Source organism: Pediococcus acidilactici (genome assembly GCA_024970065.1).
GTDB lineage: Bacteria > Bacillota > Bacilli > Lactobacillales > Lactobacillaceae > Pediococcus > Pediococcus acidilactici_A.
Genome location: CP103908.1, coordinates 339,430 through 364,764, shown reverse-complemented (window position 1 = coordinate 364,764; position 25,335 = coordinate 339,430). Strand labels below are relative to the sequence as shown.

The window sequence follows — 25,335 nt, the reverse complement described above, 5'->3', positions numbered from 1 at the left end:
TTTTTTGTTACGCTAATTAACATAAAATAACGAAAGGAGGGCTCACTTTGGACGTTTTATTCTTCATCTTGACCTTGATGTTGGCGGTTATCGTGGCGAATATTTTGGACTACCGGATTAAGTTTCTTCCCCGGGCAATCGTTCAAATCTTAGTGGGATTATTGTTATCATTTGTCCCCAATTTCAACCACTTTGTTCTCGAACCCGAAATATTCATGCTGGCAATTATTGCACCGTTGATGTTCCATGATGGTGCTAGTACCGACATTACCAAATTAAAGCTAACGATTGGTAACACGTTCTCGTTAGCGGTAGGACTGGCTTTAACAACCATCTTAGGCGTGGGTTATTTAAGTTACTTAATGCTTCCCCACATTCCCCTTGCGCTAGCGTTTGCCCTAGCAGCCATTATCACCCCTACCGATGCGGTGGCCGTCTCGTCCGTCACTGACAATTTAGAAATCCCCCCAGACGCGATGCTTAACTTGAAAAACGAATCTTTGTTTAACGACGCCAGTGGTATCGTAGCTTTTGACCTAGCTTTGGCAGCCTTTCAAACCGGCCGCTTTTCACCCCTGCTAAGTTTTTTTGATTACTTATACGTATTTTTGGGTGGTTTAATAATTGGCTGGATAATTGGTTGGGTATTTTTACGCCTTCAATTCCTACTAATTGAATCTAATATCGACGACGCCAACATTGTGGTCCCCATTAACTTAATCAAACCCTTTGCCATCTACTTAGCTGCTGAACTTTGTGGGACTTCAGGAATCTTAGCCGTGGTTGCCGCGGGATTAGTTCAAAGCACCCAAACCCCATTTTTACGCTTAACTTCGACTAAAATTCAGTTGGTTTCTAAAACTACTACCGAAAATTTAAACGAATTACTAAACGGGTTTGTTTTTATCCTGTTAGGAGTTTCGCTACCTACCGTAATCTACGACATTGTTAATAACAACCGGCAAGTAGCTTCGTTAACGGATTTAATTTTAATTGGAATTGTTTTATACGTTACCATGATTGTGATCCGTTACGTCTGGGTAAGTTTACGGCTGGCTAGTATCCGGATTCGACCACAAGAACGGTTACTTAACCACTTCTTGATTGCCATCAACGGAATTCACGGTACCATTACCCTAGCGATGGCTTTCTCGATTCCATTAGTTTTTAAAAAGGCGGATTTTCCGTTTCGTAACGACCTAATTTTTATCGCTGCTACAGTGATTGTCCTTAGTTTATGCGTTCCCAGCATTATCTTACCGCTCGTATTGCCTAAGAAGACCGTCTCTTACAGCAACGATGACATTAGCAAATACCGGCAGCAGATGATCAACTACGCTATCCAGCGGGTTAAGGAAGCTAATGAGGACCCGATTGAAACGCAAGCCGTTATCGCCACCTTGCAAAGCCAAGAGTCGATGTTCCAACGGCCTAAACGACGAACAATTTTTAAATTACTACAAAAATGCTTTAATTTAGAAGAACGGTTGCTGCAAGAAATGGTGGACCGGGGCGAAATTAGTTCGAAGTTACAAACTCTATACGAGCGGATGACCTTTTTCCAAAGTTACCAACTTCGGCAATCGCTGTTCTACCAGATTTTGTACCGGATCAAGTATTCCTTCATCCGGTTGAAACACCGGATCCGGCATAAACCCGTCCACGTTAATAACCAAACCATCAAACGAAAAATTAAAATTGCTCGTGATGACATTGCTGCCGTGGAGGCTAAAATCATCCCCCGAATCTTAGAGGAATTACGCAACCAGATTAATGATGATAACCAAGCAGAAGTTCATTGGATTGAAAGTTATTATCGTGAGCGACACCGGCGGTTGCAAAATAACAAACAGGCCAATCGGATTCAAGAAGAACTCTTTATTAGTGCCTTTCAAAATGAATACAACTTTATTCAAAACCAGTTAGCTAAACAAAACATTTCTCGAGAATTAGCTAACCTCCTATACGAACAGGTTGCTAACGATGAGTGGATTTATATGCAAAACGATTATATCTACGCGTAAAAAGAGTCTTAAAAGAATTGTCGTTTAAAACGATTCTTTTAAGACCCTTTTTCTTTTTAATTTATCTGTAATTTGCTAGTTTTCAACAGCTCCCGGTTAAAAACTTGGGTTAAACATTTTTCTCTAAAAAGTTTTTAACCCGGTCACGGTATTGCTGATAGTCCGCTTGCATTGCCTTGGCGTGTCCCGCATTCTTTACCACGTACTTTTCTTTTGGTCCCTTTGTGGCCGCGTACAATTGGTCAATCATTTTAGTAGGGACGAAATCATCCTTACCGCCGTGAATAAACAGCATTGGTTTGTGGTTTTTGGCCAATTGCTTCATAGCACTAGCTTCGCCATAACTGTAGCCCGCCCGAATCTTCGAAATTAAACTGACCGTCGGCACCAGTGGCCATTTGGGGAGGTGGTACATTGATTTGGCTTGATAAGTAATTTCATCTTCCACGCTCGTATAGCCACAATCCTCGATATACGCCTTTACTTGGTGCGGAACGTCGGGCTCACCACTAAGCATCATCGTGGTTGCGCCTCCCATGCTAACCCCGTACATCACCAACTTTTGATTTGCACCTTTCTCACGCAACAGTTTTTGCATCCATTTGATGTAATCACGTCGGTCTAACCAACCGTACCCAATTAGCTTTCCCTCACTCTTGCCGTGAGCGCGGTCATCCGGAGCCAACACGTTGTATCCTAAATCATGAAACATGGCTGCCGGGGCGCCTTCACCGTCTTTATTTTGTAGAAAACCATGCGCTAAAATGACCGTTTTGTTTGTGGGATGGGCTGCTGGAATGTAATAAGCTTCCAACTTTAAATCGTCCGTTGCCGATTTCATCGTCCACTTTTCCTTCTTCACCCGTTGGTACCACAATTTCTGAGTTCGCAACGGATCATTTTTAGTGATTTTCCCGTCGTTATTAATAAAACTTTTGGTACCACGAACTTCCGCAACGTGGAAAAAGTACATGCCCGCACCTACATCCACCACGAGCAAAATCGCTAGTACCACTAAAAGCCATTTCCAAAATTTTTTCATCGTAATCCTCCTAAATCAACTTTTTTAGTATAGCGTTTTTTAATTAGTCCCGGTGGAAATTTAAGCGAATCCCAATTTTTGCCCTAATTTACTTGTGACATTTACTTTAATTTGTCGCATACCCTCGAACTGTATTAAAATAGGTCTAGAATATTATTCACAGGAGGACGGTCTATGTTTCCAGAACGTTTGCGCGCTTTACGCCACGGTAAACACATCACTTTGGAGGTGCTTGCCCAAGAATTAAATGAATTATTCCCGGATGAAAATCCAAATACTGCTAACCAAATTGGGAATTGGGAACGGGGCATTCGGACCCCGTCCTACCTAGAAGTAAAAAAATTAGCCGAATATTTCGACGTTAGCATGGACTACTTATGTGGCCGCTCCGCACTTAACGCCTATGATTTAAGCAAATTATTCCTATCTGGCCGTCAATTAAGCTTTGATCATAAAACGTTAAGCAGTGACGACCGTTATGAAGTTTTTCAATTAATCAACGGTTACTTCCACGGCAAGAAGCGGCGCCCAATTAACTCGTCCACGGAACAAGAAGAGCTTGATTTAAATTGGCAGAAAAGGAACGATGACTAAGTAATGAACCCGAAAAAATTGAAAAAGCTGCGGCGACAATTAAAAAAGGCGCAAACAGCGCAGCCCTCTGATCGCTACCTTCGCCAGTTAACCAACTACCGGGAATTGTTTAAAGACTACGGCTCAATCGTTTTTTTAATCAATCAAGTATTGGAAAGCGAGCGTTTGGTTCGGCAAAACTTGTTGCCCCAACAATTACCACTTTTAGAATTACCTGACGACGTTCAAGAACAAATTTTTAACCACCTTAAAGAGCGTTACCCACTGGGCGACCCCCGTGGCGACCACCTTTGGGAAAAGCTGACCCGGGAGCTTCCTAAGCTGGATAAGCTTTTACGCTCGTACCGGGATTTCTTAGAAGAAAAATACGGAATGTGGGCTTACGTTTCCGCTCCGTTAATTAACGATCTGACCGCCTATTTAGCTGGACGTCCAACCTTAGAAATTATGGCGGGAAATGGCTATATCAGTCATGGCTTACGGATGAAAGATCAACCCGTAATCGCTACGGATTCGCTTGCTTGGCAGTCCGAAAACGAAACGGGCCGCCATTTAGTAACCGAAGTAGAACCACTAGATGCTTTAGCCGCCATCGAAAAGTATGGTACGCAAGTTGACTACGTAATTATGGCGTGGGCGCCCGATGGGATGGACATCGACGTTCAAGTTTTGGAAAAGCTGCGTAGCTTGCCTAACCAGCCCCTATTGATTTGCATTGGTGAACAAAATGGGGCCACCAACAGTAATGAGTTTTGGCAAACTGCTCAACTAGTTGAACCACAGGCCACTGCTAAATTAAACCAGCATTTTCAACCGTTTGATTTAATCCACGACCAGGTATATCTAATCAAATAAACAAAAGAGAACAAAAAAAGACCATGACGCAACCGAAATCACGTCATGGTCTTTTATAAACCGGTCATCAGCAAAATTTTGCTGAATTGGTCGTTGAGTGGCTCACACACCCAAATTGACCCACACCTACAAAATCCGGTAGTTAATGTGTGCCGGTGAAATGGTCACTAGTCGCCGCAGCGAAACAGCCGAAGCTGCCTGACCCATCTCGACTCATCGCATGTAACTAATGTATCACAAAAATGATTGTACAACAACCAACTCGGGCCTAAAAATTGCAATCTTGCCTAAAAAACTCTATCATGAGACTACCACAAAACGACAAGGAGGTGTACGATGCTAAATTTAGTATGGGGATTTTTAGTTCATCCGTTAGCTTACCTAACCCCCTTAACGACGCAATTAAATCAGTGGGTTTACCTGATTTTATTTATTTGGATATTTTTAGAAACTGCTTTTATTTTCTTTTCATTTTTACCAGGGCAATCAGTTTTATTTTTAACCGGCACAATTGCTGCCACGGCGCCAACCCATCTCAACATCTTTTTGTTGTTACTAACCTTCATCGCTGCCGCAACCACGGGAGCCATGGTGAAGTACTGGTATGGCGTGAATTTGGAATCAAAAAATAAAATTGCCCAAAAAATCAGTGATTCTCCCCAACTGGACCAAACTCAAAAGCTATTTGATAAGAATACTAAAAAATCGCTGGTCTTTTCCCGGTTCATCCCCTTCGTGGGGTTGTTTGTTCCCATTATTGCGGGAACGACCCAGATGGATTGGCGCCGTTTCAATAAGCTTAACTTTGCTGGCGTGTTGTTGTGGGTGTTAACTTGCTGCTTTGCCGGTTACTTTTTCGGTCGCACCACCTTCGTTCGTCAATACTTCACCTTAATTTTCTTAATGCTAATTTTTGTTCCGTTCATGATTGAATTAATTTGGCGCAAAATAAAAAGACGGGTTCAAACCGATGCCACCTAGTAACTTATCCGGTGGCTCAAAGAACCCGTCTTTTTTTTATTTGCGTAATTTAATTTCCACGGCACGTAAGCCAAAAACAATTATTAGGTAAAGTACCATCACACCTAGGATGGTGCCAAAGCTAATGAAGGTAGTGTGCAAAACTAAACGGCCAATAATCTTCACCACTAGTAGCAAACCTAGTAAAAGACCTAGCCCCCACTCTACTTCTACAAGAAAATGCCGCGGCCGGTGTAACCATTCTTGAATTATCTTAATGTATTTCAACTTTCATACCCTCCGGAACGTTCTTATAAATCCACTTTGCATCTGGAACCGATAACCTTACACAGCCATGTGACTGAGCTTCCTTACCCAATTGTTGTGCTTCTTTGGGGATAAATTTGCCATTCTTATCCGTCGGAACGGTGTGGAAAAGGTAAATCCCGTGATCCTTAAACGAGACCCAATATTTAGCACCTTCTTTAGAAGCGGCATTATAGAAGAAATCGCCCCGTTCTTTTTGGATGTGGAAAGTTCCGGTTGGCGTCGGACTATCCTTAGACCCAGTTGACGCATACATGGTATACAAGACCTTTTTTCCGTCCATTACGTAAACCCGTTGCTTAGGAATGGAAACTTTTAAATAGGCCTGGGGATGATTGTCTAAATCCGGATAATCATTTTTCTGCGAAGACTTTTTCCAGTTTACCGGATTCATTTTTGCCTTGGTAGACGCTTTCGCAGTTTCCGCCGTGGGGGCCTCGTCCCCAGCTAACCCCGTATCTTTACCAGAACTTTTAGGCAAGGCCTTTTTCTTAGCTGATTTTTGCAATTCAACCTTAGCCTCGTGGCGAACCTGCTTATGGTATGCCCGTGCACTAACGAAAACCGCCCCAACAAACAAGACGATTGCCAAACCAATAATCAATTCAAATCTTCTTTTCATAATCTCCCTCCTGCTATTCGGTGGCCGATTTTGCAGCTGGTTGATCTAAGCGTTCAAACTGTTCTTTGACCCAGTCCCGGAAGTTTAGACGCAAATCCGGGTTATCATTTAGCAAATCATCCGCCGTGCCAATCTGATCAATTCGTAAATGAGAAGAATTAATCTTTTCAGCTTCGATGACTGCGTATACGTTCAAATCGTAATTTTGATCAGCTTCGGTTAATTTTTCTACAGCCGCGGGGTATAATAGCGGTAGGTTAATCACGTTCGATTGTAGCTTAATCACCACGTCCTTATTGACGTTAATGACCGCTTCGGCAATCCCATGTTGGTCAACCGCCGATTTTAAGTAATCAAACGCCTCATTTGCGCCGGTCCCATCAGCTTTCTTAAGCGTTGCTTTTCCGATTTTAAACGTTTGACTAGCAAAGTCTCCCGCTTTTAAGGTTTGAATCACGTCGTTGGCTAGAATTTTCATTTTATCCCTCACTAGTTAAGTTTCTAAATAAGAGTTTAACATTCATAACTCGTTTTTTACATACATACATTGTTTTCCCATTGCGCTTATTTAACGCGCACGATTAAAGTTAGGAGGTAGTTCACATGAAAATTGGATTTATTGGTACAGGAGTAATGGGTACGGGAATTATTAATAACCTGTTAAAGCACCATCACCAGGTCTTTGTCTACAACCGGACTAAGGCCCACGCCCAAGAAGTAATTGATCACGGGGCAATTTGGGTCGACTCGCCCGCCCAGTTGACCACCCAAGCACCCATCGTCATTACCATGGTTGGTTTTCCACAGGACGTTAAGGAAATTTACTTTGGGGATAACGGAATTTTTACAACGTTGAAAGCTGATCAGTTAATTGTGGATATGACCACTAGTTCACCGACCCTTGCTGAAGAAATTGGTCACCGCGCCGAAGAAATCGGGGCGTTAGCGCTTGATGCACCCGTTTCTGGCGGCGATATTGGCGCTAAAAACGCTACCTTAACCGTCATGGCCGGTGGACATAAGGAAGCGTTCGAAAAAATGAAACCCCTCTTCCCCGAAATTTCACAAGCCGCTAATTACTTCGGAAGCTTTGGAACTGGACAACACGCTAAGATGGCTAACCAAATCATGATTGCCGGCACAATGACTGGTCTAACCGAAATGTTGGTTTACGCGAAGGCCGCCAATTTAGACTTACAAAAAGTTTTGGACACCGTTTCCCATGGGAGTGCCGATAACTGGAGCCTCGACAATTACGTCCCTCGGATTCTTAAGGATGATTACACGCCAGGTTTCTTTGCTAAACACTTTTTAAAGGATCTCAACATCACCTTAACCGAAGCTAAACGAATGCATATTGATTTACCAGCCACTCGCTTAGCTACCCAGCTTTACGACAATTTAGTTAATGCTCAAGGTCTTGGGGACGACGGTACCCAAGCCTTAATCAAACTATGGTGGAAATAACCCGTAATTACTTAATTAAACGCCCCTCATAACTAGGTGCTTACCTTAGTTATGAGGGGTGTTTTTTAGGTCTAGTTTGTTGCTATTTTGCGCTTGCTCAATTTCCCGTTTAGCGAAATCCCAAAACAAATTAACCACCGGCGCAGTGCGGTCCCTTCTTTTTAAGAAAACTAGCCGGCTACAGATTTCGGGAACTAGTGGCACAGCCTTAACGTTATCAAATCCCGTCAAATCAAACGATTTATTCATTACTACCGAAACTCCTAGCCCCTGATTTAACATTTCTAAAATCAGTTCAATCCGCTGTCCTTCATACACAATCCGCGGGGTAATTAACGAGCGTTTTAAAATTTCGTTCAACGGGTTCGCAACGGTAACCGTGTTTCGGAGTAAAAGCAGTTGTTGATCCTTGATCATCTCGATGCTTAGTTGTTTAGCTTGCGCCAACGGACTGCTTTTGGGCACTAACACCACGTAATGGTCCGCTTCGTTAACGATTGTGTCATAGCGTGGATCGTTATCCTCGTAAATTCGAGTAAAAATTACGTCAACGTCCTGTCGTTCTAAATCCTCGTTTAGGTCCTGTACCTCAGCTTCGCTGAACTTCAACTTTACGTTCGGATACTGGCTAGTAAATTTGGTAATGATATTGAAAGCTTGGTATTGCGCAATAGAAGCAATTCCGTGAATAACCAGCGTCTGAGCGTGGTTTGCACTTGCGATTGCCACCGTGGTTTGTAGCTCTTTTTCTTGCCGCAATAACTTTCGCACCGCGGGCAAAATCTTTTTACCCGCCGCAGTCAACTGCACTTGGCGGTGAGCACGGGAAAAGAGCTTAACGTCCCATTCCCGTTCTAAAGCCATAATGTGTTTTGACACGGTTGACTGCGATAAAAATAGCCTTTCCGCACTTTCGCTGTAACTTTGGGTTTCAGCTAAATCGACCAACGTTGTTAATTTTTTAGTATCCATTACTTTCTCCCGAACTATTCCTATTTGGAATATTTTAGCACATAAAAAGGAATTGCGCTTTTTCGAGTCAATGACTAAACTAATCATTTGTGAGTAAAAAAATGAGGGAGGACTTAATTTGCCGATTGGAATCATAGTTAACGTTTTAGCAATTTTCTTTGGGGGCATTATTGGAGCCTTGAGTGGTGAGGCAATGTCCGAACGATTTAAAGAAGGACTAAACATGGCCTTTGGGATTTGTTCCATGACCATGGGAATTTATGCCATCGCCCCCATGAAAAACCTTGCCGCAGTGATTTTTGCGGTAATCATCGGAACTGGATTGGGTCTCCTATTCCGACTCGGCGTGTTGATTAACCGGGGTGCAGAAAATATGCAACGCTTAATTTCACGCTTACTCCCCTCCAATAAAGCGGGTAACGGTAGTTTAGACAAGATTACTTATGACGCTAATTTAGTTACCGTCATCGTCCTTTTTTGTGCTAGTGGTACTGGTATTTACGGTTCCTTGATTGAAGGAATGAGTGGCGATCCGTCAATTTTGATTTCCAAAGCCATTTTGGATTTCTTTACGGCATTAATTTTTGCGGCCAACCTGGGCTTTGTAGTTTCTCTAATTGCGGTCCCACTCTTAATCATTCTAACCGTCTTATTCCTAGCCGCCCACGTAATCTTCCCCTTAACCACTCCGGACATGATCTTGGACTTTAAAGCTGGAGGCGGAGTTTTAATGTTAGCGAGCGGTTTTCGGATTATTCAAGTCAAGATGTTTCCGACTGCCGACATGATTCCGATTATGATCGTCATCATGCCAATTTCTTGGTTATGGATGAACGTGATTTTGCCGTTATTGTAGGCAAATTAGTCCATCTAAAAAACGCTCTAAACACTCAGTACAAAAATAGTCGCTTAGTTACCGCTAGAGTTGTGGTAGCTAGGCGACTATTTTATTTTTCATCGTTATTTATGCGACTAAATTTAAGTTGTTAAACTTCTAACAACTTTTCAGCTAACGCAAAGTTACCCAGGGTAGCCGAACCATTATTAGCCACTTCTGGCATCACAATGTACTTATCCAAGTCGGGGACTTGTACATAGCCGTTTAACAGCTTCTTAAATGATTTCCGCACCTTTTCCAAGAAGTCGGGGTTAGTTACCCCACCACCAAACACAATCTTTCCTGGACGTAGCGTGAGGGTCGTCTGGATGGCTGCTTGCGCCGTGTAATAAGCCATAATGTCCCAAACCGGGTTCGTATGGGGCACTTCCGCTCCCTTAATTCCCAAACGGGCTTCAAAAGTTGGCCCGGCAACTAAACCTTCCAAACAATCCCCGTGGTACGGGCATACGCCCTTAAAATCTAAGTCATCGGGATGCCGTTTAACCAGCACGTGTCCCATTTCGGGATGCCCAATTCCACCGATTAAGCGCCCGTCCACAATGGCACCCGCTCCGACACCGGTTCCAATTGTATAGTACGCTAACGAGTTGATTTTTTCGTTAGCAAGGGTGGCCATCACGTACTCCCCATAAGCTGATCCATTAACGTCCGTCGTCCAAAAGATTGGAATATCAAATGCCTTTTTAATGTAGCCAACAAAATCCGTATCGGCCCAGCCTGGCTTAGGCGTTGTGGTTACGTAACCATATTTTGGTGAACTATGCCGGATTTCAATTGGTCCGAACGAAGCAATGCTTAACGCCGCAATGTCAAACTGCTTAAAGTAATCAACCGTCCGTTGCAATGTTTCTTCTGGCGTAGTGGTTGGAAATTGCGTTTGATCCTGCACTTGATAATTTTCGTTTCCCACGGCACACACAAACTTGGTACCGCCGGCTTCAATACTACCCAATAACATTATGTATCTCCCCTAATTCAGATTAGTACGGGGTTAATTCGCCCCGTTACCCGTTTACCATACCAATATACCACTGTTTCGGGCGTTATAATAAAACGATTTCATTTTTTATTTTTTGGCCTTCGCTAAAGCGAAAATATCCAGAATTTAAAGGTAAAAAGGCTTACAATTGATTGCGAAAATGATATTATTAGTATAAGAAATGATGATTGGATGGTGGGAACATGCTACAACAATACAAAAATATCTTGGCGCCTGTTGACGGTTCAAAAATGACTGAGGTTGTCGTTGACCGGGCAATTGAGGTTGCTAAACGGAATAACACTCATCTAGATATCCTAAATGTCTTAGAAGTTAACCAATTTAGTGACACGTATGGTGGAGCGGTTAGTGGAGATGTAATCTACAAGCTTTCTGAAGACGTCCAACATCGCTTAGAAGAACTAAAGAAAAGAGCTGAAGATGCTGGGGTTACCGACGTTAGCATTCATATCCGCTTTGGTAATCCTAAGCCGGTAATTGCTCGTGAATTTCCAAAGGATCACAAAAACGAATTAATTATGATTGGTTCTACTGGTCTAAATGCTTTAGAACGTTTAATGGTTGGTTCAGTTGCTACTTACGTAAGTCGGAACGCCGTGTGCGACGTGCTAGTAGTTAAACCCGAAAAGAAGGCCAAAAAATAATTAAGTATGTAAAAAAAGCGGTCCATAATTTTATGGATCGTTTTTTTATGGCAAAAAGGAGTGCTTATGATCTGGACTTACCACATTAAACTCGACCAATCTTATTCCGCCGAAACCTTACGAGAGCTACTCCAAAAAACTTGGTGGCTTTCTCGTAAGGTGGTTCATTTTTTGCGAACCGAACGGCGGGTTTTGGTGAATCAGCAATACCAACCGGTCAGCACCATTGTCCATGAAGGAGATTTGATTTCGCTATCGTTCAAAGAAAGCGACTTTTCTACCCCGCTTCCGCCATTTGACCCGGACCCTTCCCAAAGTCCTGAGGTTTTATTTGAAAATGACGACCTTCTTGTAGTTAATAAACCCGCGGGGATTAAAACTCACGCTAACCAACCACACGAGTTGGGAAGCATGATCAACTTTTTACAGGCGTACTTTGCCAAGAAAGATGCCAACGCATATAACGTTCATCGTTTAGATCAATGGACCAGTGGCGCCCTTTTGGTAGCCAAAAATCCGGTTGTTGTCCCGGTGCTTAGCCGCCAAATTAGTCAAAAATTGATTCAGCGAACCTACCTTTGCGTGGTGGAAGGCCACTTAACAAATGACACGGGAACCATCACGCTGCCCATTGGATTGGACCCGGATGACCAACGCAAACGCCAGGTTAACGGTCCTAACGCCCAACCCGCCGTCACCCATTACCAAGTAATTCGCAAATTTAGCGAGCGGACACTACTACGCGTTCAGTTAGCAACCGGACGCACCCACCAAATTCGGGTTCACCTTGCAGCCTTAGGGCATCCCATCGTGGGAGACCCCTTGTACAATTCACTTGCTGACAAAGCCCCCATGCGGTTGCACTCTTGGCAAGTCAAATTCCCCTTACCCTTTAGCCAAAGCTGGCAAACGGTAACTGCACCGGTACCCGATTACTTTGGAATTTCATTGACTGCTCCAACCTTTGATGCTGGAGATTAATTTGTAAGTAAAGGTGGCATTTATTTTGGAAGAACTTTTTTTCATTCGTCGAATATTAGCAATTAGCGAAGCTGGATTAGCTTACGCAAGTGACCGCTTTGATATCGAACGCTATCAAGATCTCCGTCAACTTGCTTTGCAACGTTTGGGTGAGCTTGGAAATGAGCAAGTAACCACCGTGGCGGAACTCTTTAAGGATGAGGCGGGATATCCAACTCCCAAAGTAGACGTGCGAGCCTTTATTCGCCAAAAAAATCGGGTGTTGCTTGTGGAAAACTCACACGGTGAATGGGCCCTCCCCGGTGGTTTTGCAGAAATTGGCTGGTCCCTAAAAGAAAACGTCATTAAAGAAGTGCACGAAGAAACCGGGCTGACCGTAAACACGGCTACCCTGCGCGCTGTCTATGACACCTCCCTAAGAAAAGACGTCCCGCAAACTTTTCAGTATTATAAATTTATTTTCGCTTGTACGGTGGGAAGCGGTGAATTCGTTAAGAATAGTGAAACGGTCGCGATGCAATGGTTTGATAAAGACCAGCTTCCACCGCTTTCCATGAAGCGAACCACTCCTGAACAGATTGCACAATTATTTAACTCTGTAGATTTACACGTGGATTAACTACCCTAAGTCTTCGTTTACGATAGTTATTTACCCTTACCACAACAAAAAAGCTGAAAGCAGCCGCCCCGTATGGGCTTTTGCTTTCAGCTTTTTTTGTTTAATCTTTAAGCTTTAATTATTTAACGTCTTTCCATACCCAGTCTTTAACTTCTGGAAGGTCGTCACCATGGTCACGAATGTATTCGTGATGGCGAGCAAGGATATTGTCCATTTCTTGGGCAAAGTCTGCACCCTTTTCGTTAAATTCTGGAATTGAGTTGATAACGTCTTGAGCCAAGTGGAAGCGGTCAAGTTCGTTAAGCACCCGCATGTCAAATGGAGTAGTAATGTCCCCTTCTTCACGGTAACCATGAACGTGTAAGTTATGGTTGTGACGGTCAAAGAAGATTGAACGAATCAAGTCTTCGAAACCATGGAAGGCGAAGATTACTGGTTTGTCCTTAGTGAAGTAGCGGTCGAATTCTTCATCGCTCAAGCCGTTAGGGTTAACCTTTGGACTTTGTAACTTCAATAAGTCAATAACGTTGATAAAGCGAATCTTCAATTCTGGGAAGCGGTCGTGCAAGATGTTAATTGCAGCCAAGCTTTCCATGTTTGGTTCAGTACCAGCAGCAGCGATAACTACGTCTGGTTCTTCACCATTCGTGGTGCTTGCCCAGTCGATGATTCCCAAACCGTTGTTAGCAAGCATTTCTGCTTCAGCCATTGAGTAGAATTGTGGACGTGGTTGCTTAGATGCAATGATCAAGTTAACTTTACCACGATCGTTCATTACTAATGGGCTGATTGCAAGCAATGAGTTTGCGTCAGCTGGCAAGTATTCGCGAATGAATTCTGGTTTCTTTTCAGCTAAGTGAGTTAAGATACCTGGGTCTTGGTGAGTGTAACCATTATGATCTTGTTGGAAACTTGTTGAAGTTGAAACAATGTTCAATGATGGGTAATCACGACGCCAGTCTAATTCAGAAGCTTTCCGTAACCACTTGAAGTGTTGGGTAAGCATTGAGTCAACTACCCGAAGGAATGCTTCATAACTAGTGAAGATTCCGTGACGACCAGTTAAGGTGTATGCTTCAAGCCAACCTTCTGCAGAGTGTTCGGAAAGTTGTGCATCAAGAATGCGACCTTCTGGAGCAACTGCTTCATCCCAGTCCTTCTTGATTGAATCCATCCATTGACGGTTAGTTACTTCGAATAGGCCGTAGAGACGGTTTGACATCGTTTCGTCAGGACCAAACATTCTGAAGTTCTTTGGATTCTTAGTAACCACGTCACGCAAGTAGTCGGACCATACCAACATATCTTGTTTCATGTTGAGACCACGCTTGCTTGTATCAACCGCGTATTGACGGAAGTCAGGCAAGTTCAAGTCAGTTGGGTGAACCCCACCATTTGTGATTGGGTTAGCAGCCATCCGCTTGTCACCCTTTGGCACGAAATCAAGGATGTCTTGGTCGATGTGACCATCTTCGTCAAACAATTCTTCTGGTTTGTATGACTTCATCCAGTCAACTAGTGCATCAACGTGTTCCATGTTGTTTTGGTCAACAGGAATTGGAATTTGGTGAGCACGGAAAGTACCTTCGATAACCTTACCGTCCCAAGTCTTTGGACCAGTCCAGCCCTTTGGTGAACGGAAGACGATTACTGGCCAGTATGGCAATGATTCGTCATGGTTTTCACGAGCATTCTTTTGAATTTCTTGGATCTTTTCGATTGCCTTGTCCATTACTTCAGCCATCTTAGGATCCATTGCTTCAGAATCGTCGCCTTCAACGAAGTATGGGTCCCAATGTTGACTGTGGAAGAATTCAGCTAATTCTTCGTCCGTCATCCGGGAAGTAAGGGTTGGGTTACTCAACTTGTAACCGTTGATGTCCAAGATTGGCAATACCGCACCGTCAGTAATTGGGTTGATGAAACGGTTGTGGTTCCATGATGTTGCCAAAGGACCAGTTTCAGCTTCCCCATCACCAATTACTACTGCAGCAATTTGGTCTGGGTTATCTAAGATAGCACCCACACCGTGAGAAAGTGAGTAACCAAGTTCGCCACCTTCGTGGATTGAACCTGGTGTTACAGGAGCGGCATGAGAAGCAACCCCACCTGGCCAAGAGAATTGTTTGAAGAGTTTCTTCATTCCTTCTTCATCTTGGGTAATTGCTGGGTAAGCTTCGGTGTAAGAACCGTCAAGGTATGAAGTAGAAACCATTACTTGTCCACCATGACCTGGTCCTTCAATATAGAACATGTTAACGCCGTACTTGTTAATAACCCGGTTCAAGTGAGCATAAATGTAGTTTTGACCAGGAATCGTTCCCCAGTGTCCGATTGGGTGAACCTTAACGTCGGAGGCCTTAACGTCACGCTTCAATAATGGGTTGTCTTTTAAATACAATTGACCAACTGAGAGGTAGTTAGCTGCGCGCCAAAACTTTTCAAGTTTGTCAAAGTAAGCTTTAGATGAATAGTCTGTCATCGTAATCTTCCTTTCGTGAGCGAAAAACTGATTAATTAATTTACGAGATAAGTATAACCGCTTTCTCGAAAAAGGTCAATCATTTTATAAATTGATACGGTCCAATTTTTAAAAAATAAAAATAGCCGCGTACAAACAGCGCCGTTACAACGATTATGGAGGTTCTAAAAACCTTCTTTGTGCTGCATACTCGGTTAAAAATGGTAATTTACCGTTATTTATTTTTAAAAATTAAACCTAATCTACTGATACAAACGTGCTGTAATTCATATGCCGATAATGAATTCGCATATTTGAAATTTCAAAGGGGGTCCCATCATCCATGAAAAAAATTCCGGACATAATGCCGACCGGTTCGTTAGCGGTTAATCCTAGTAATTCTTGGTCTTCTTGGTTAGAGGGCGCTACTTGAATCGACATATATGAACGGGTTACTTGTTGCCCCTTCGCATCTTCCAAGTAATTAAAAATTGATTTTTCCACAATGGCCTTGGATAATTCTGGCGCGATTTTAATGGGAATGTAGCCCGTTTCAATCATGATCGGTTCCTCATCTAATAAGCGCAGGCGCCGAATTTTATAGACAAAATCCCCGTCATTTAAGAACAGATCGGTCTTCATGCTTTTGGTGGCTGGAATCACGGAAAAATCTAGCACCTTAATCCCCTGCTTTTTTCCGTTGGATTTCAGACTGTCGGTAATCCCGATGTTGGAGCCTTCGTAATTAAACGACGATTGGCTCTTTAAGTACAGCGGATTGATAAAGGTTCCCGATCCCCGTTTTTTAAACACGATTCCCTCTTGCGCCATCGAACTAAGCGCCCGCTTTACGGAACTACGGCTAACGTTATATTTTGCCGTTAGAGAGCGTTCGTCTGGCAAACGCATTGACGGAAATTCATTATTAAAGATGCGTTTTTTCAAATCATGGATGATTTTTCGGTAAATCAGATCTTTCATTAAATTATCTCCTGTAGATTAGTTGCTATATCATTATAGCAAACTTACCACTTTCATTTTGTGAGGGATTCGCTCAATGTGCTAAAATACATTGCTGGGTGATAGATTATGTCGAAGAAAAAGAAAAAGGGAAAACTTTCCAAAACCTTAGTAGAGCAAATTTTAGATAAGCATAAAATTGAGTACCAACAATTCGTTTTTCCAACGTACCAAGATGGGGACGTCAAGCAACTCAACGTTGACCATATCGGAATCGATGACCACGTTATTTACAAAACCCTCGCCTTAACCGGCAGCCAAACCGGCCCGCTGGTTGGGGTAATCCCCGTGGACGAACACCTTAGCTATAAAAAATTAGCAAAGCTGTCCGGAAATAAAAAGGTCGGCATGATTCCGTTAAAGAATCTGGTGGCAACGACTGGGTACGAACACGGCGCCAACACCCCGATTGGTATTTACGAAACCAAGGGCTTTCCAATTTACATTTCGGACATTGCCCAAACTCAGGGTACCATTATCGTATCTTCGGGTAAAATTGGGCGTTCCGTTCAATTAAAAGCTACGGACCTCGCTGACTTAGTTCACGGAACCTTTGGCGACATTACTGAATAAAATAATCCCCCGAACCGTGAGCAGTTGCCATCAAGTTTGGGGGATTATTTTTTTATTGGAGGGCTGCGGTGATGCTTTGTTGCAACCGTTCTAAACCATCTTGAACCTTAGTTTTCGGACATCCAACGTTAAGCCGTAAGAATTGCTTACCGTTTCCGCCATAAATGCCGCCACCCATGATGGCTACCTTTCCTACTTCTACACAATACTTCTGGATAGTTTCCATGGAAATTGGCAGGTCGGTCACGTCTAACCACAGTAGATACGTTGCTTCCGATTCTACCAGTTTAACTTGGGGGAGGTGCTTTTTTAAATACGTACGAACTAGTTCCAGATTGGCTTCCACGTACTCATTTAACTCGTCCACCCACCCTGATTCATTTTTGTACGCAGCCATCGTAGCTTCCATTCCTAATATACTGCACGAGGACAGACCGTCCTTGTTTTTTAAAGCGTAGTTAAACTGGGCTCTTAACTCTGGGTCAGGGATTAACAAGTACGAAAAAATCAATCCTGGAAAGTTAAAAGTTTTAGTCCCCGAAGTGAGTAGCGCAGCATTTTGCTCCACGTACTTTAAAATATTTTGGTGGCGCACATTTTTTCGTACGACGTCCATGTGAATTTCATCCGCGATGATAAAAACGTGGTACTTTTCGCATAGCTGAACCATTTTTTGTAGTTCTGCCGTGGTCCAAACCCGGCCAGTGGGATTATGAGGCGAGCAAAGCAACATAATCTGGTTATTAGGATCGGCTAACTTTTCTTCCAAATCCGCAAAATCAATCGTGTATTTCCCATTTTGATACCGCAACGGATTCTCAACTAATTTTCGTTGGTTAGCACGAATAGTCTTAAAAAAGGCATCGTAGGCAGGAGTTTGCATTACCACTCCCTCACCTGGTTTTGACTTTATTTGTAATAGTTGGGAAATTGAATAGATTACCGACGGACTGTACACAATCCACTCGCCGTTCACCCGCAATCCAAAGCGCTTTTGAAACCAATGCTGCGTGGCTTGCTTAAAATCAGCGTGGTTCCACCGGGTGTAACCATAAATTGGGTGTTGAATCCTCTTTTGAATCGCCTCATTTACGCTAGGTGGCACCGCAAAGTCGGTATCTGAAATGGTAAACGGCAATAAGTCCGCCTTCCCAAACCGATCTTGTACATAATCCCATTGTGTACAATAAGTACCTTTTCGATCAATTACTTCATCAAAGTTAATCAAAATTTCCACGACCTTCTTTTTCAATCTCTGCTTTTAGAACTTAGGCACTTTCAACCTCAATGATTGGCGTATTTTTCGCTACCATCCCCTGAGCAATCATCCCGACGTTGGTATACTCGGCAAAATTAGTGACCACCACTGGGGTAACGGTAGCTAGCCCCGCATCCACTACCATTTGCCAGTCTGCCGTAGCTAATAGATCACCGGCCTTAACCTGTTCATCAACGGCAACCTTGGTTTCAAATGGCTTTCCATCTAGTTTGACGGTATCAATTCCCAAATGGATTAAAATTTCCATTCCGTTAGTCGCTTTAATTCCAATTGCGTGTTTAGTAGGAAAGACCGTCGTGACCACTCCGTCTACTGGGGAAACCACTTGGCCGTCAGTAGGCTGGATTGCTGCACCTTGTCCAATCATGCCGGTTGAAAAAACCGCATCCGGAACTTCCGTTAATGGCACCGCTTTTCCAGCTAATGGCGCTCCAATTTGGAACTTTTTAGCTTCGGGTTCGGCCCCTTCTAAAAGGGCGTCTAATCCGTTGCGCACGGTAGTAACCTTAGTTCCAATAATCACCTGGACACTTGTATCATCTAAATGAACTACTCCTAAGGCACCTAATTTTTGAAGCTCCTCGTCATTGATGATTGAGCCGTCCTTAACAATTAATCTCAAACGGGTGATGCAGTTATCCAAGGTGACAATATTGCTTTTTCCACCAAGTGCTTTGAGAATTCCCGGAATGTCGTATCCACCAGCGTTACCACTCGTCCGAATTTCAGCATCCGTATATTCTGGTTCCGTAGCAACTTCCCGACCCGGCGTTTTTAAATCGCGCCAGAGGATAAATTTCTTGAAAGTGAAATAGTATGCCAAAAACCAAAAGATCCCCACAATTGGAATTAAGTACCACTTAGTTTGGGTGCCTTGCATAACCCCAAAAATCAAGAAGTCGAGGACTCCACCGTCAGTATTACCAATGTTAACCCCTAACAAGCTAACCACTAAGGCTCCAAATCCAGTCATAAAGACGTGGAAAAGCCAGAGGAACGGACTGATGAAGAGGAACAAAAATTCAATTGGTTCCGTAATTCCAGTAATAAAGGTCGCAATGAACCCGGAAATTAATAGCCCCTTAATTTTGGCCCGATTTTCAGGTTTGGCAGTATGGTACATCGCTAAGGCTGCGCCAGGGAGACCAAACATAAAGGTCGGCATCTTTCCTTGAGATAAAAATTGAGTCGCACTATGCGAAATTGGCAAATGATTTTGTAATTCCGAGTAGAAAATGTTGAGGGCCCCCGAAACTTGGTGACCATCGATCAACATGGTGCCACCTGCTTGGGTAAACCGGATGGTGGCAACGAGAATGTGATGTAGTCCAAATGGTAACAGCAATCGTTCACCCGAGAAGAACAACATGGGGCCAAACGGTCCGGCACCGTGAATCAAGGCCCCTACTCCGTTAATTAAAAAGGCGAATACCGGCCAGATAATTGGCAAAATGATCCCCACGACGGCCATCACCAACGACGTAATGATCGGTACGAAACGTGCCCCGCCAAAGAAAGCGAAACTATCCGGCAATTGAATCGTGCAATATTTTTTATTCAAGTTATACACAATTATTCCGGTTATAATTCCGCCCAGCACGCCCATTTCGATGGTTTGGACACCTAGTACCAGCGATTGCCCCGCCTTTTGCATTGCGTCTGCGTCAGCAAGTTGGTTGGTTAAACCTAAATAAAAATTAATTGCTAAATTCATTACCATGTAACCAACGAACCCGGAAAATGCCGCAACTCCCTTTTCCTTTTTGGCAAGTCCCAGTGGAATCGCCATCGCAAACATTACCGCTAAGTTATTAAAAGCAAAACCGCCGATTGCCGACATATATTTAAAAACCACTTGGAGAATGCTATTTCCTAAAAATGGAAACGCATCAATGGTTGTAGGACTCGAAAAAGAGCTTCCAAGTCCCAATAACAACCCCATAAATGCCATTAAAGCAACTGGCAGCATGAATGTTTTCCCCAGTTCTTGGAAAAAGCCTCCTAAAGCGATTCTTTTCTTTCCCTTTGACATAAAGGTAACCTCCTATGTAATCGTTTTATTGAGTTAAGGGTACCATTGTAACGGCGGTCAAACGGCAAAATTAGAAAAAAAGACCGAAACTACAACGTTTCGGTCTTTTTTGGTGTAATTTTACACAATTCTAAGTAACGCTGAAACAGGGATTGCAAAATCACAAACATCGGAGTTTTATCAGTAACTTCGATTCCCGCAATGTAAGTGACCTCCGTCAAGCAATAAATGGCAACGTCCGCGATTGCCGATAACGAATTATTTGATAGATTGGTTAAGCTAACCACCTGATGTCCCCGCTCCTTGGCTTTTTTAGCTAAATTAACAATCGCAGGTGTTTCTCCTGAAATTGAAATAAAGAAGAAGACGTCCCCTGCTCCATTGTTAATTCGGCTCAACACCTCTTTTTCGTAACCTAAGAGCTGAAATTTGCTGTCTAAAACTTGAAAACATTCTACCCCTAATTCAGCAATCAAATGGGTTTGATCTTGCGCATAAAAGTTAACCAAACGTGCTTTTTGAAGCAATTTAGCTAATTTTATTTCCCGCTTTTCATCAACTAATCCGAAATTTTCCTCAATTAAAGCCAGTTGTTGATTGCCAGTTTGCTTTTCGAGGAGTTCGTGGCGCAGTTCAACTTTTAATTCGGTAAATCCGCCATAACCTAACTTACGGCAAAATCTAGTAATGGTATTTGGCACGGTAAAAAAGCGTTCCGCCAAGGTAACGATTTTCATGTTAATTACCTCAGCTTGGTGTACCAAAATATACTCGACAATATTTTCTTCAGTTTCCGTGAGCTTATATTCGAGATTTTGCGCGCGAATGGCAAACTTCATTTCTTTAAACTTCCTTTGGGTAGATATTATTTACGTCCGCAAATATTGATATCCTATTATTTCCAAAACTAATTTTACATGCTTTGGCTAGTTTAACAAGGTTCTGTGCAAACATTCACCCTAAAAAATTATCCACCCAACTGACAGTTTTATATGCTGCATAGTTGAAACGCGTTATGGACCCCAGCCCTCTGCGGCTAACCAAATTAGGGACCAATCGCCTAACCCGCGATTCGTCCCTAATTCCGTTCTTTCTATGCCGCATAGTTGAAACGTGCTCCGTAACCCAAACCTTTCCGGTTAACCAAATTACGCCACCAATTGCCCAAACCGCAATTAGTGGCGTAATTCCGTTAATCCTCAAGGTTTACCCGGGTTTCTACGCACTCTATTTTATTTTCGTCGGTTCATGCGACTTTGAATTCTTTACTATTTTTACTAGTTGGTTGGTTTCCAACTGGTCCACCACCATATCTGATGCTGCTTCCAGTAGTTGATCCGTTAAATTTTCCGCGTGGCGATCTGGTCTTGATTTACCAATCAAACTAATTTTCTTATTTAGTAAATCAATAAACCGGTCGTACGCCTGCTTTGGATACTCACTTGCAGTTACCCGGTCAATTCCCGAACGGATCTCTTGAATCGAAAAGGATTGTTTTAGCAACGTCAACAAGAGGATGTCCGCGATTTGCATCACCTGATACTTCTTCTTCGTTGGTGCGACAATCACTTTATTCTTCACATAGTTATTAATCATCGTTGGGGTTACTACTTCCAAGCCTAAAGGTCCCGTGTATTCCGTCATCAACGCCACTACTTGATCCATATACAAATCAAAGTTTGGCAAATCGTCCCAGTGTGGTAATTCCACCCGGCTAACTAGCTCCAACCACCGTTGATATTCTTTATAGTTACTCATTGCTAAAACCTCCTTACTTTGTTTTCCTTTATTATAACACCATCACCTAGTATTATAAACTAGATAACCTCGTATGATAAACAATATTTATCAAAAGCAATCTTTTATGGTAATCTATTCATATTATTCGTAGGTGGAGGAAATTAAAATGTTTGATCCAACTAAAAAAAGAAAAGTTGCTGACGAAGTTAAAGAACAGTTCCCAAGCGAAGTAATTAACGGTTTGTGGGACACGGTAAAACAAATGAAGAAGGACCAAATCGTGGTCACTCCCGTAATTGCGTTTGCCTTTAGTGATGATTTTACCGATGACGAAATTTACGTTATGGGTCTTCAAAACTCGGGCGCCGTTGCTAAGGAATACACTATCAAATACAGCGGTTCGAAGGACTTTCTTGGCAAGGGAACCATCGTGGTCGTCCAAGACAAACCTAAAAACATTACTATGAAAATTAGTGACGTCAATAAGCAATAGTTACTAAAAAAGAGTGTGGGACAAAAGTCGAGTAGTTTGTAAGCACTAACCGAAAAGCGGCCATTATGCCTGAATTGGGCATGATGGTCGCTTTTCAGTTGAGCGAAATAAACTAACCTTTGGCTTCATTAAAAAGCAAAGTTCCAAAATAATTTTTTAGCTGCTTTTTTCATCGCCTATGGTAAATCGTTGCCCGCAGCGTAGTAAATGTCGTACCATTCTTGTCCGGTAAGTTCCACGTCGCTACCGGCTGCCGATTCTTTAATCCGTTGCGGATTCATGGTACCTAATAACACTTGGAATTGGGCGGGATGGCGTAAAATCCATGCCGTCGCAATGGCATTCTTGGTTACCCCATAAATATCCGCAATTTCTTGCATTTTCTTATTCAACTCAGGGAACTTCGGATTATCAATGAACACCCCGTCGAAGAATCCGTATTGGTAAGGTGACCACGCTTGAATCGTCATGTCGTGAATCCGGGAATATTCAAGAATCTGACCATCGTGGTTGACGCTCCGGTCGTCAGTCATGTTGGTGTGCATACCAAAGTCAATCATCCCCGTATGCATAATGCCAAATTGGAGCTGGTTAATGATTAGCTTCTGTTTTAAGTATTTTTGCACCAACTCTACTTGCATTGGGTTAAAGTTGGATACCCCAAAGTGCCGAACCTTTCCTGCCGTTTGTAATTCGTCGAAGGCTTCCGCAATTTCTTCTGGTTCCATCAATGGGTCTGGCCGGTGAAGTAAAAAGGAATCTAAATAATCCACACCCAAACGTTGGAGTTCCCCGTCTACCACCGCAATCAAATGCTGCTTACTGAAGTTATAACGGTTACCGTACGGAATGTCCCCATCATTTTCACTAACAATGCCACCCTTGGATTGGATGTACAGTTCATCGCGACTAGCCTTGGCTAACTTAAGTCCGGCCTTGAACTTTGTGCTTGATGCTCCGTGACCATATAAATCTGCCGAGTCAATATAGTTAATCCCCGCATCTACAGCCGCATCAATTACTTCCGCGGCCTTTTCGTCGGAGAGCGTATCCATCCGCATGATTCCTAACGCCACGTTGGAAGCTTGCATACCGCCCACGTTAATTTTCTTCATTTCCATACCTCCAGATAAAACTTACGACTTTTTAACAACATCATCATACCACCAATAAAAGCGATTACAATTATTACATTTTTCAAATCGTTTTAATTTTTATTAATGATTCCTTGAAATATCCCGTTAGTTTCGGTAAAGTACGGTTCTTGGCATACTAATTTGAATTTTAACGTTGTATAATATAACAATAACGAGAAAAAAGAAATGGGGAATTATTTTTGGATAGCGGTCAGATAGTCTCTAACCTGATTGTGATACTTATCACTTTTATATTAGCTTACTTCTTCGTTGCCGCCGAATTTGCCCTTGTGCAAACCCGGCCTAGTGCCTTAGAAGAAGCCGAAAAAGAAGCCACTAGCGCTCGCAAGCGAAAGAAATATCGATTGGCAATGCGGATGGTTAGTCGCCTAAACGAATATCTTTCAACTACTCAGGTTGGTACCTCAATCTGTGGGATCATCCTCGGTTGGATTGGTGAATCAACGGTTGAATATTTCGTGGTCGAACTATTTGGGGCTACACACATGGTTAACAGTGCCTCGCTACACATTGTGGGGGCAGTAATCGGGGTTCTACTACTAACTTACTTAGAAGTGGTAATCACCGAAATTGTTCCCAAGAACATCAGTATCGACATTCCGTTGAAAGTTTTGATGTGGGTGGTAACCCCACTCCACTATTTCCACACTGCTTTTTATCCATTCGTGTGGTTATTGAACGCTTCGGCTAACGGAATTGTTCGGTTAATGGGTATGCAACCTGCCGATGAAAATTCGGAAATCTTCTCCCAAGCGGAAATTTTAAACCTTTCTAAAAACGCGGTTAGCGGCGGAGAATTAGATAAGAACGACTACGTTTATATGCAACGGGCCTTTGACTTTAATGATAAGGTCGCCAAAGATATTATGATCGACCGGACTCAGTTAGTGGTTTTAGACGTTGATAGTACGGTAGATGATGCGTTACGCCAATACTTACAAAGCCGCTTTAGTCGTTTTCCAGTAGTTGCCAATAACGATAAGGATAAAATCCTTGGTTACATCTACAACTACGACATCATCCGTCAAAGTCAGGTGGATGGCGACATTAAGGTTAGCAAATTGCTTCGTAACATCATTACGGTTCCTGAAACCTTAGCATTGCAAGATGTTTTGGAACAAATGATCAAAAAGCAAGTGCCAATTTCCGTAGTAGTTGACGAATACGGTGGAACAAGTGGAATTATTACCGATAAGGATATTTATGAAGAAGTCTTTGGCAACATCAATGATGAAATCGACGACGTTTCGGGAGACTACATTCATAAAGAAGCCGACGGTTACTTCAAGGTTAGCGGAAAAATGACGGTGTACGATTTTGAACGGTACTTTGGGATTGACGTGCCCGACTTTGAAGAAGAAGACGTGGTTACCCTTGGTGGTTACGTCATCGATCACAACCCAGAAATCAAGGTGCACGAACACGTTCGGATCCAAAACTACGATTTCGAAGTACTTGATAACGAAAATGCGCATATCGACTGGTTCTTGGTTCATAAGTTAAAACCTGAAGAACTTGCCGACGTACCGCCGGTCGTTCCGGAAGTAGATCACTTTACCGATTGATCTAGAT

At 42.9% G+C, this 25,335-nt stretch carries 25 protein-coding genes and 1 pseudogene; 12 read left to right on the top strand and 14 right to left on the bottom strand.

The window, feature by feature from the left end; genetic code table 11:
- Positions 1 to 47: 47 nt before the first annotated feature.
- Positions 48 to 2,024 (top strand): sodium:proton antiporter, encoded by a 1,977-nt coding sequence (locus NYR25_01685; protein UWF34144.1) that lies wholly within the window; start codon positions 48 to 50, stop codon positions 2,022 to 2,024.
- 109 nt (positions 2,025 to 2,133) lie between these two features.
- Here the strand turns inward: NYR25_01685 and NYR25_01680 are convergent, their stop codons facing one another.
- Complete coding sequence (locus NYR25_01680) at positions 2,134 to 3,066, bottom strand: alpha/beta hydrolase (GenBank protein UWF34143.1); 933 nt, start codon at positions 3,064 to 3,066, stop codon at positions 2,134 to 2,136.
- Positions 3,067 to 3,240: 174 nt separating this feature from the next.
- Here NYR25_01680 and NYR25_01675 point away from each other — a divergent pair, with 174 nt between their 5' ends.
- From NYR25_01675 to NYR25_01665, 3 genes are all read left to right on the top strand, one after another.
- The gene (locus tag NYR25_01675) at positions 3,241 to 3,660 is read left to right on the top strand and encodes a helix-turn-helix domain-containing protein (protein UWF34142.1); all 420 of its coding nucleotides are present in this window, start codon (positions 3,241 to 3,243) and stop codon (positions 3,658 to 3,660) included.
- Between the two features lie 3 nt (positions 3,661 to 3,663).
- Positions 3,664 to 4,515: an SAM-dependent methyltransferase gene (locus tag NYR25_01670; protein ID UWF34141.1), complete on the top strand. Its 852-nt coding sequence runs from the start codon at positions 3,664 to 3,666 to the stop codon at positions 4,513 to 4,515.
- 336 nt (positions 4,516 to 4,851) lie between these two features.
- On the top strand, positions 4,852 to 5,496 hold the full coding sequence (locus NYR25_01665) for a VTT domain-containing protein (protein ID UWF34140.1): 645 nt from the start codon (positions 4,852 to 4,854) through the stop codon (positions 5,494 to 5,496).
- Between the two features lie 36 nt (positions 5,497 to 5,532).
- Here NYR25_01665 and NYR25_01660 read toward each other — a convergent pair whose 3' ends face one another.
- Genes NYR25_01660 through NYR25_01650 form a run of 3 tightly spaced genes read right to left on the bottom strand, consistent with a single transcriptional unit; the run spans position 5,533 to position 6,902 of the window.
- Positions 5,533 to 5,763: a hypothetical protein gene (locus NYR25_01660; GenBank protein ID UWF34139.1), complete on the bottom strand. Its 231-nt coding sequence runs from the start codon at positions 5,761 to 5,763 to the stop codon at positions 5,533 to 5,535.
- Positions 5,750 to 6,424, bottom strand: a complete 675-nt coding sequence (locus tag NYR25_01655) for a L,D-transpeptidase (protein ID UWF34138.1) — start codon at positions 6,422 to 6,424, stop codon at positions 5,750 to 5,752. Before NYR25_01655 ends, NYR25_01660 begins: the two co-directional genes overlap by 14 nt.
- Before the next feature lie 13 nt (positions 6,425 to 6,437).
- Positions 6,438 to 6,902: a hypothetical protein gene (locus tag NYR25_01650; GenBank protein ID UWF34137.1), complete on the bottom strand. Its 465-nt coding sequence runs from the start codon at positions 6,900 to 6,902 to the stop codon at positions 6,438 to 6,440.
- Positions 6,903 to 7,027: 125 nt separating this feature from the next.
- Between NYR25_01650 and NYR25_01645 the strand changes: the two genes are divergently transcribed.
- Positions 7,028 to 7,891, top strand: coding sequence for an NAD(P)-dependent oxidoreductase (locus NYR25_01645; protein UWF34136.1), 864 nt, complete (start codon positions 7,028 to 7,030; stop codon positions 7,889 to 7,891).
- Between the two features lie 45 nt (positions 7,892 to 7,936).
- Here the strand turns inward: NYR25_01645 and NYR25_01640 are convergent, their stop codons facing one another.
- Positions 7,937 to 8,863, bottom strand: coding sequence for a LysR family transcriptional regulator (locus NYR25_01640; GenBank protein UWF34135.1), 927 nt, complete (start codon positions 8,861 to 8,863; stop codon positions 7,937 to 7,939).
- Positions 8,864 to 8,981: 118 nt separating this feature from the next.
- On the opposite strand from NYR25_01640, the gene NYR25_01635 reads away from it, so the two are divergent.
- Positions 8,982 to 9,719, top strand: a complete 738-nt coding sequence (locus tag NYR25_01635; protein ID UWF34134.1) for a DUF554 domain-containing protein — start codon at positions 8,982 to 8,984, stop codon at positions 9,717 to 9,719.
- Between the two features lie 130 nt (positions 9,720 to 9,849).
- Here the strand turns inward: NYR25_01635 and NYR25_01630 are convergent, their stop codons facing one another.
- Positions 9,850 to 10,722 carry an ROK family protein gene (locus NYR25_01630; protein UWF34133.1) on the bottom strand — a complete coding sequence of 291 codons (873 nt, stop codon included), beginning with the start codon at positions 10,720 to 10,722 and terminating at the stop codon, positions 9,850 to 9,852.
- A 224-nt stretch (positions 10,723 to 10,946) separates the two neighbouring features.
- Between NYR25_01630 and NYR25_01625 the strand changes: the two genes are divergently transcribed.
- The 3 genes from NYR25_01625 (at position 10,947) to NYR25_01615 (ending at position 13,008) form a co-directional block, all read left to right on the top strand.
- Positions 10,947 to 11,408, top strand: coding sequence for a universal stress protein (locus NYR25_01625; protein ID UWF34132.1), 462 nt, complete (start codon positions 10,947 to 10,949; stop codon positions 11,406 to 11,408).
- A gap of 66 nt (positions 11,409 to 11,474) precedes the next feature.
- Positions 11,475 to 12,389: an RluA family pseudouridine synthase gene (locus NYR25_01620; GenBank protein UWF34131.1), complete on the top strand. Its 915-nt coding sequence runs from the start codon at positions 11,475 to 11,477 to the stop codon at positions 12,387 to 12,389.
- Between the two features lie 25 nt (positions 12,390 to 12,414).
- Positions 12,415 to 13,008: an NUDIX hydrolase gene (locus NYR25_01615; GenBank protein ID UWF34130.1), complete on the top strand. Its 594-nt coding sequence runs from the start codon at positions 12,415 to 12,417 to the stop codon at positions 13,006 to 13,008.
- A gap of 118 nt (positions 13,009 to 13,126) precedes the next feature.
- Here the strand turns inward: NYR25_01615 and NYR25_01610 are convergent, their stop codons facing one another.
- Both NYR25_01610 and NYR25_01605 read right to left on the bottom strand, forming a co-directional pair.
- Positions 13,127 to 15,490, bottom strand: a complete 2,364-nt coding sequence (locus NYR25_01610; GenBank protein UWF34129.1) for a phosphoketolase family protein — start codon at positions 15,488 to 15,490, stop codon at positions 13,127 to 13,129.
- A 237-nt stretch (positions 15,491 to 15,727) separates the two neighbouring features.
- Complete coding sequence (locus NYR25_01605) at positions 15,728 to 16,450, bottom strand: GntR family transcriptional regulator (GenBank protein UWF34128.1); 723 nt, start codon at positions 16,448 to 16,450, stop codon at positions 15,728 to 15,730.
- 108 nt (positions 16,451 to 16,558) lie between these two features.
- On the opposite strand from NYR25_01605, the gene ybaK reads away from it, so the two are divergent.
- A complete protein-coding gene (gene ybaK / locus NYR25_01600; protein ID UWF34127.1) occupies positions 16,559 to 17,062 on the top strand; it encodes a Cys-tRNA(Pro) deacylase in 504 nt (167 codons plus the stop codon).
- A gap of 52 nt (positions 17,063 to 17,114) precedes the next feature.
- Here ybaK and NYR25_01595 read toward each other — a convergent pair whose 3' ends face one another.
- The 5 genes and pseudogenes from NYR25_01595 to NYR25_01575 form a co-directional block, all read right to left on the bottom strand.
- On the bottom strand, positions 17,115 to 18,290 hold the full coding sequence (locus tag NYR25_01595; protein UWF34126.1) for a pyridoxal phosphate-dependent aminotransferase: 1,176 nt from the start codon (positions 18,288 to 18,290) through the stop codon (positions 17,115 to 17,117).
- 40 nt (positions 18,291 to 18,330) lie between these two features.
- A complete protein-coding gene (locus NYR25_01590) occupies positions 18,331 to 18,750 on the bottom strand; it encodes a PTS glucose transporter subunit IIA (GenBank protein ID UWF34705.1) in 420 nt (139 codons plus the stop codon).
- A gap of 60 nt (positions 18,751 to 18,810) precedes the next feature.
- Positions 18,811 to 20,373, bottom strand: a pseudogene (malX, locus tag NYR25_01585) (maltose/glucose-specific PTS transporter subunit IIBC).
- A gap of 89 nt (positions 20,374 to 20,462) precedes the next feature.
- Entirely contained in the window at positions 20,463 to 21,212 is a 750-nt protein-coding gene (locus NYR25_01580; GenBank protein ID UWF34125.1) for a MurR/RpiR family transcriptional regulator, read from the bottom strand.
- A gap of 388 nt (positions 21,213 to 21,600) precedes the next feature.
- Complete coding sequence (locus NYR25_01575; protein UWF34124.1) at positions 21,601 to 22,131, bottom strand: DUF1836 domain-containing protein; 531 nt, start codon at positions 22,129 to 22,131, stop codon at positions 21,601 to 21,603.
- Positions 22,132 to 22,279: 148 nt separating this feature from the next.
- Here NYR25_01575 and NYR25_01570 point away from each other — a divergent pair, with 148 nt between their 5' ends.
- Entirely contained in the window at positions 22,280 to 22,606 is a 327-nt protein-coding gene (locus tag NYR25_01570) for a DUF960 family protein (GenBank protein UWF34123.1), read from the top strand.
- A gap of 176 nt (positions 22,607 to 22,782) precedes the next feature.
- Here the strand turns inward: NYR25_01570 and NYR25_01565 are convergent, their stop codons facing one another.
- The gene (locus NYR25_01565; GenBank protein UWF34122.1) at positions 22,783 to 23,721 is read right to left on the bottom strand and encodes an aldo/keto reductase; all 939 of its coding nucleotides are present in this window, start codon (positions 23,719 to 23,721) and stop codon (positions 22,783 to 22,785) included.
- A 221-nt stretch (positions 23,722 to 23,942) separates the two neighbouring features.
- On the opposite strand from NYR25_01565, the gene NYR25_01560 reads away from it, so the two are divergent.
- Positions 23,943 to 25,328, top strand: a complete 1,386-nt coding sequence (locus NYR25_01560; GenBank protein ID UWF34121.1) for a hemolysin family protein — start codon at positions 23,943 to 23,945, stop codon at positions 25,326 to 25,328.
- Positions 25,329 to 25,335 lie beyond the last annotated feature (7 nt).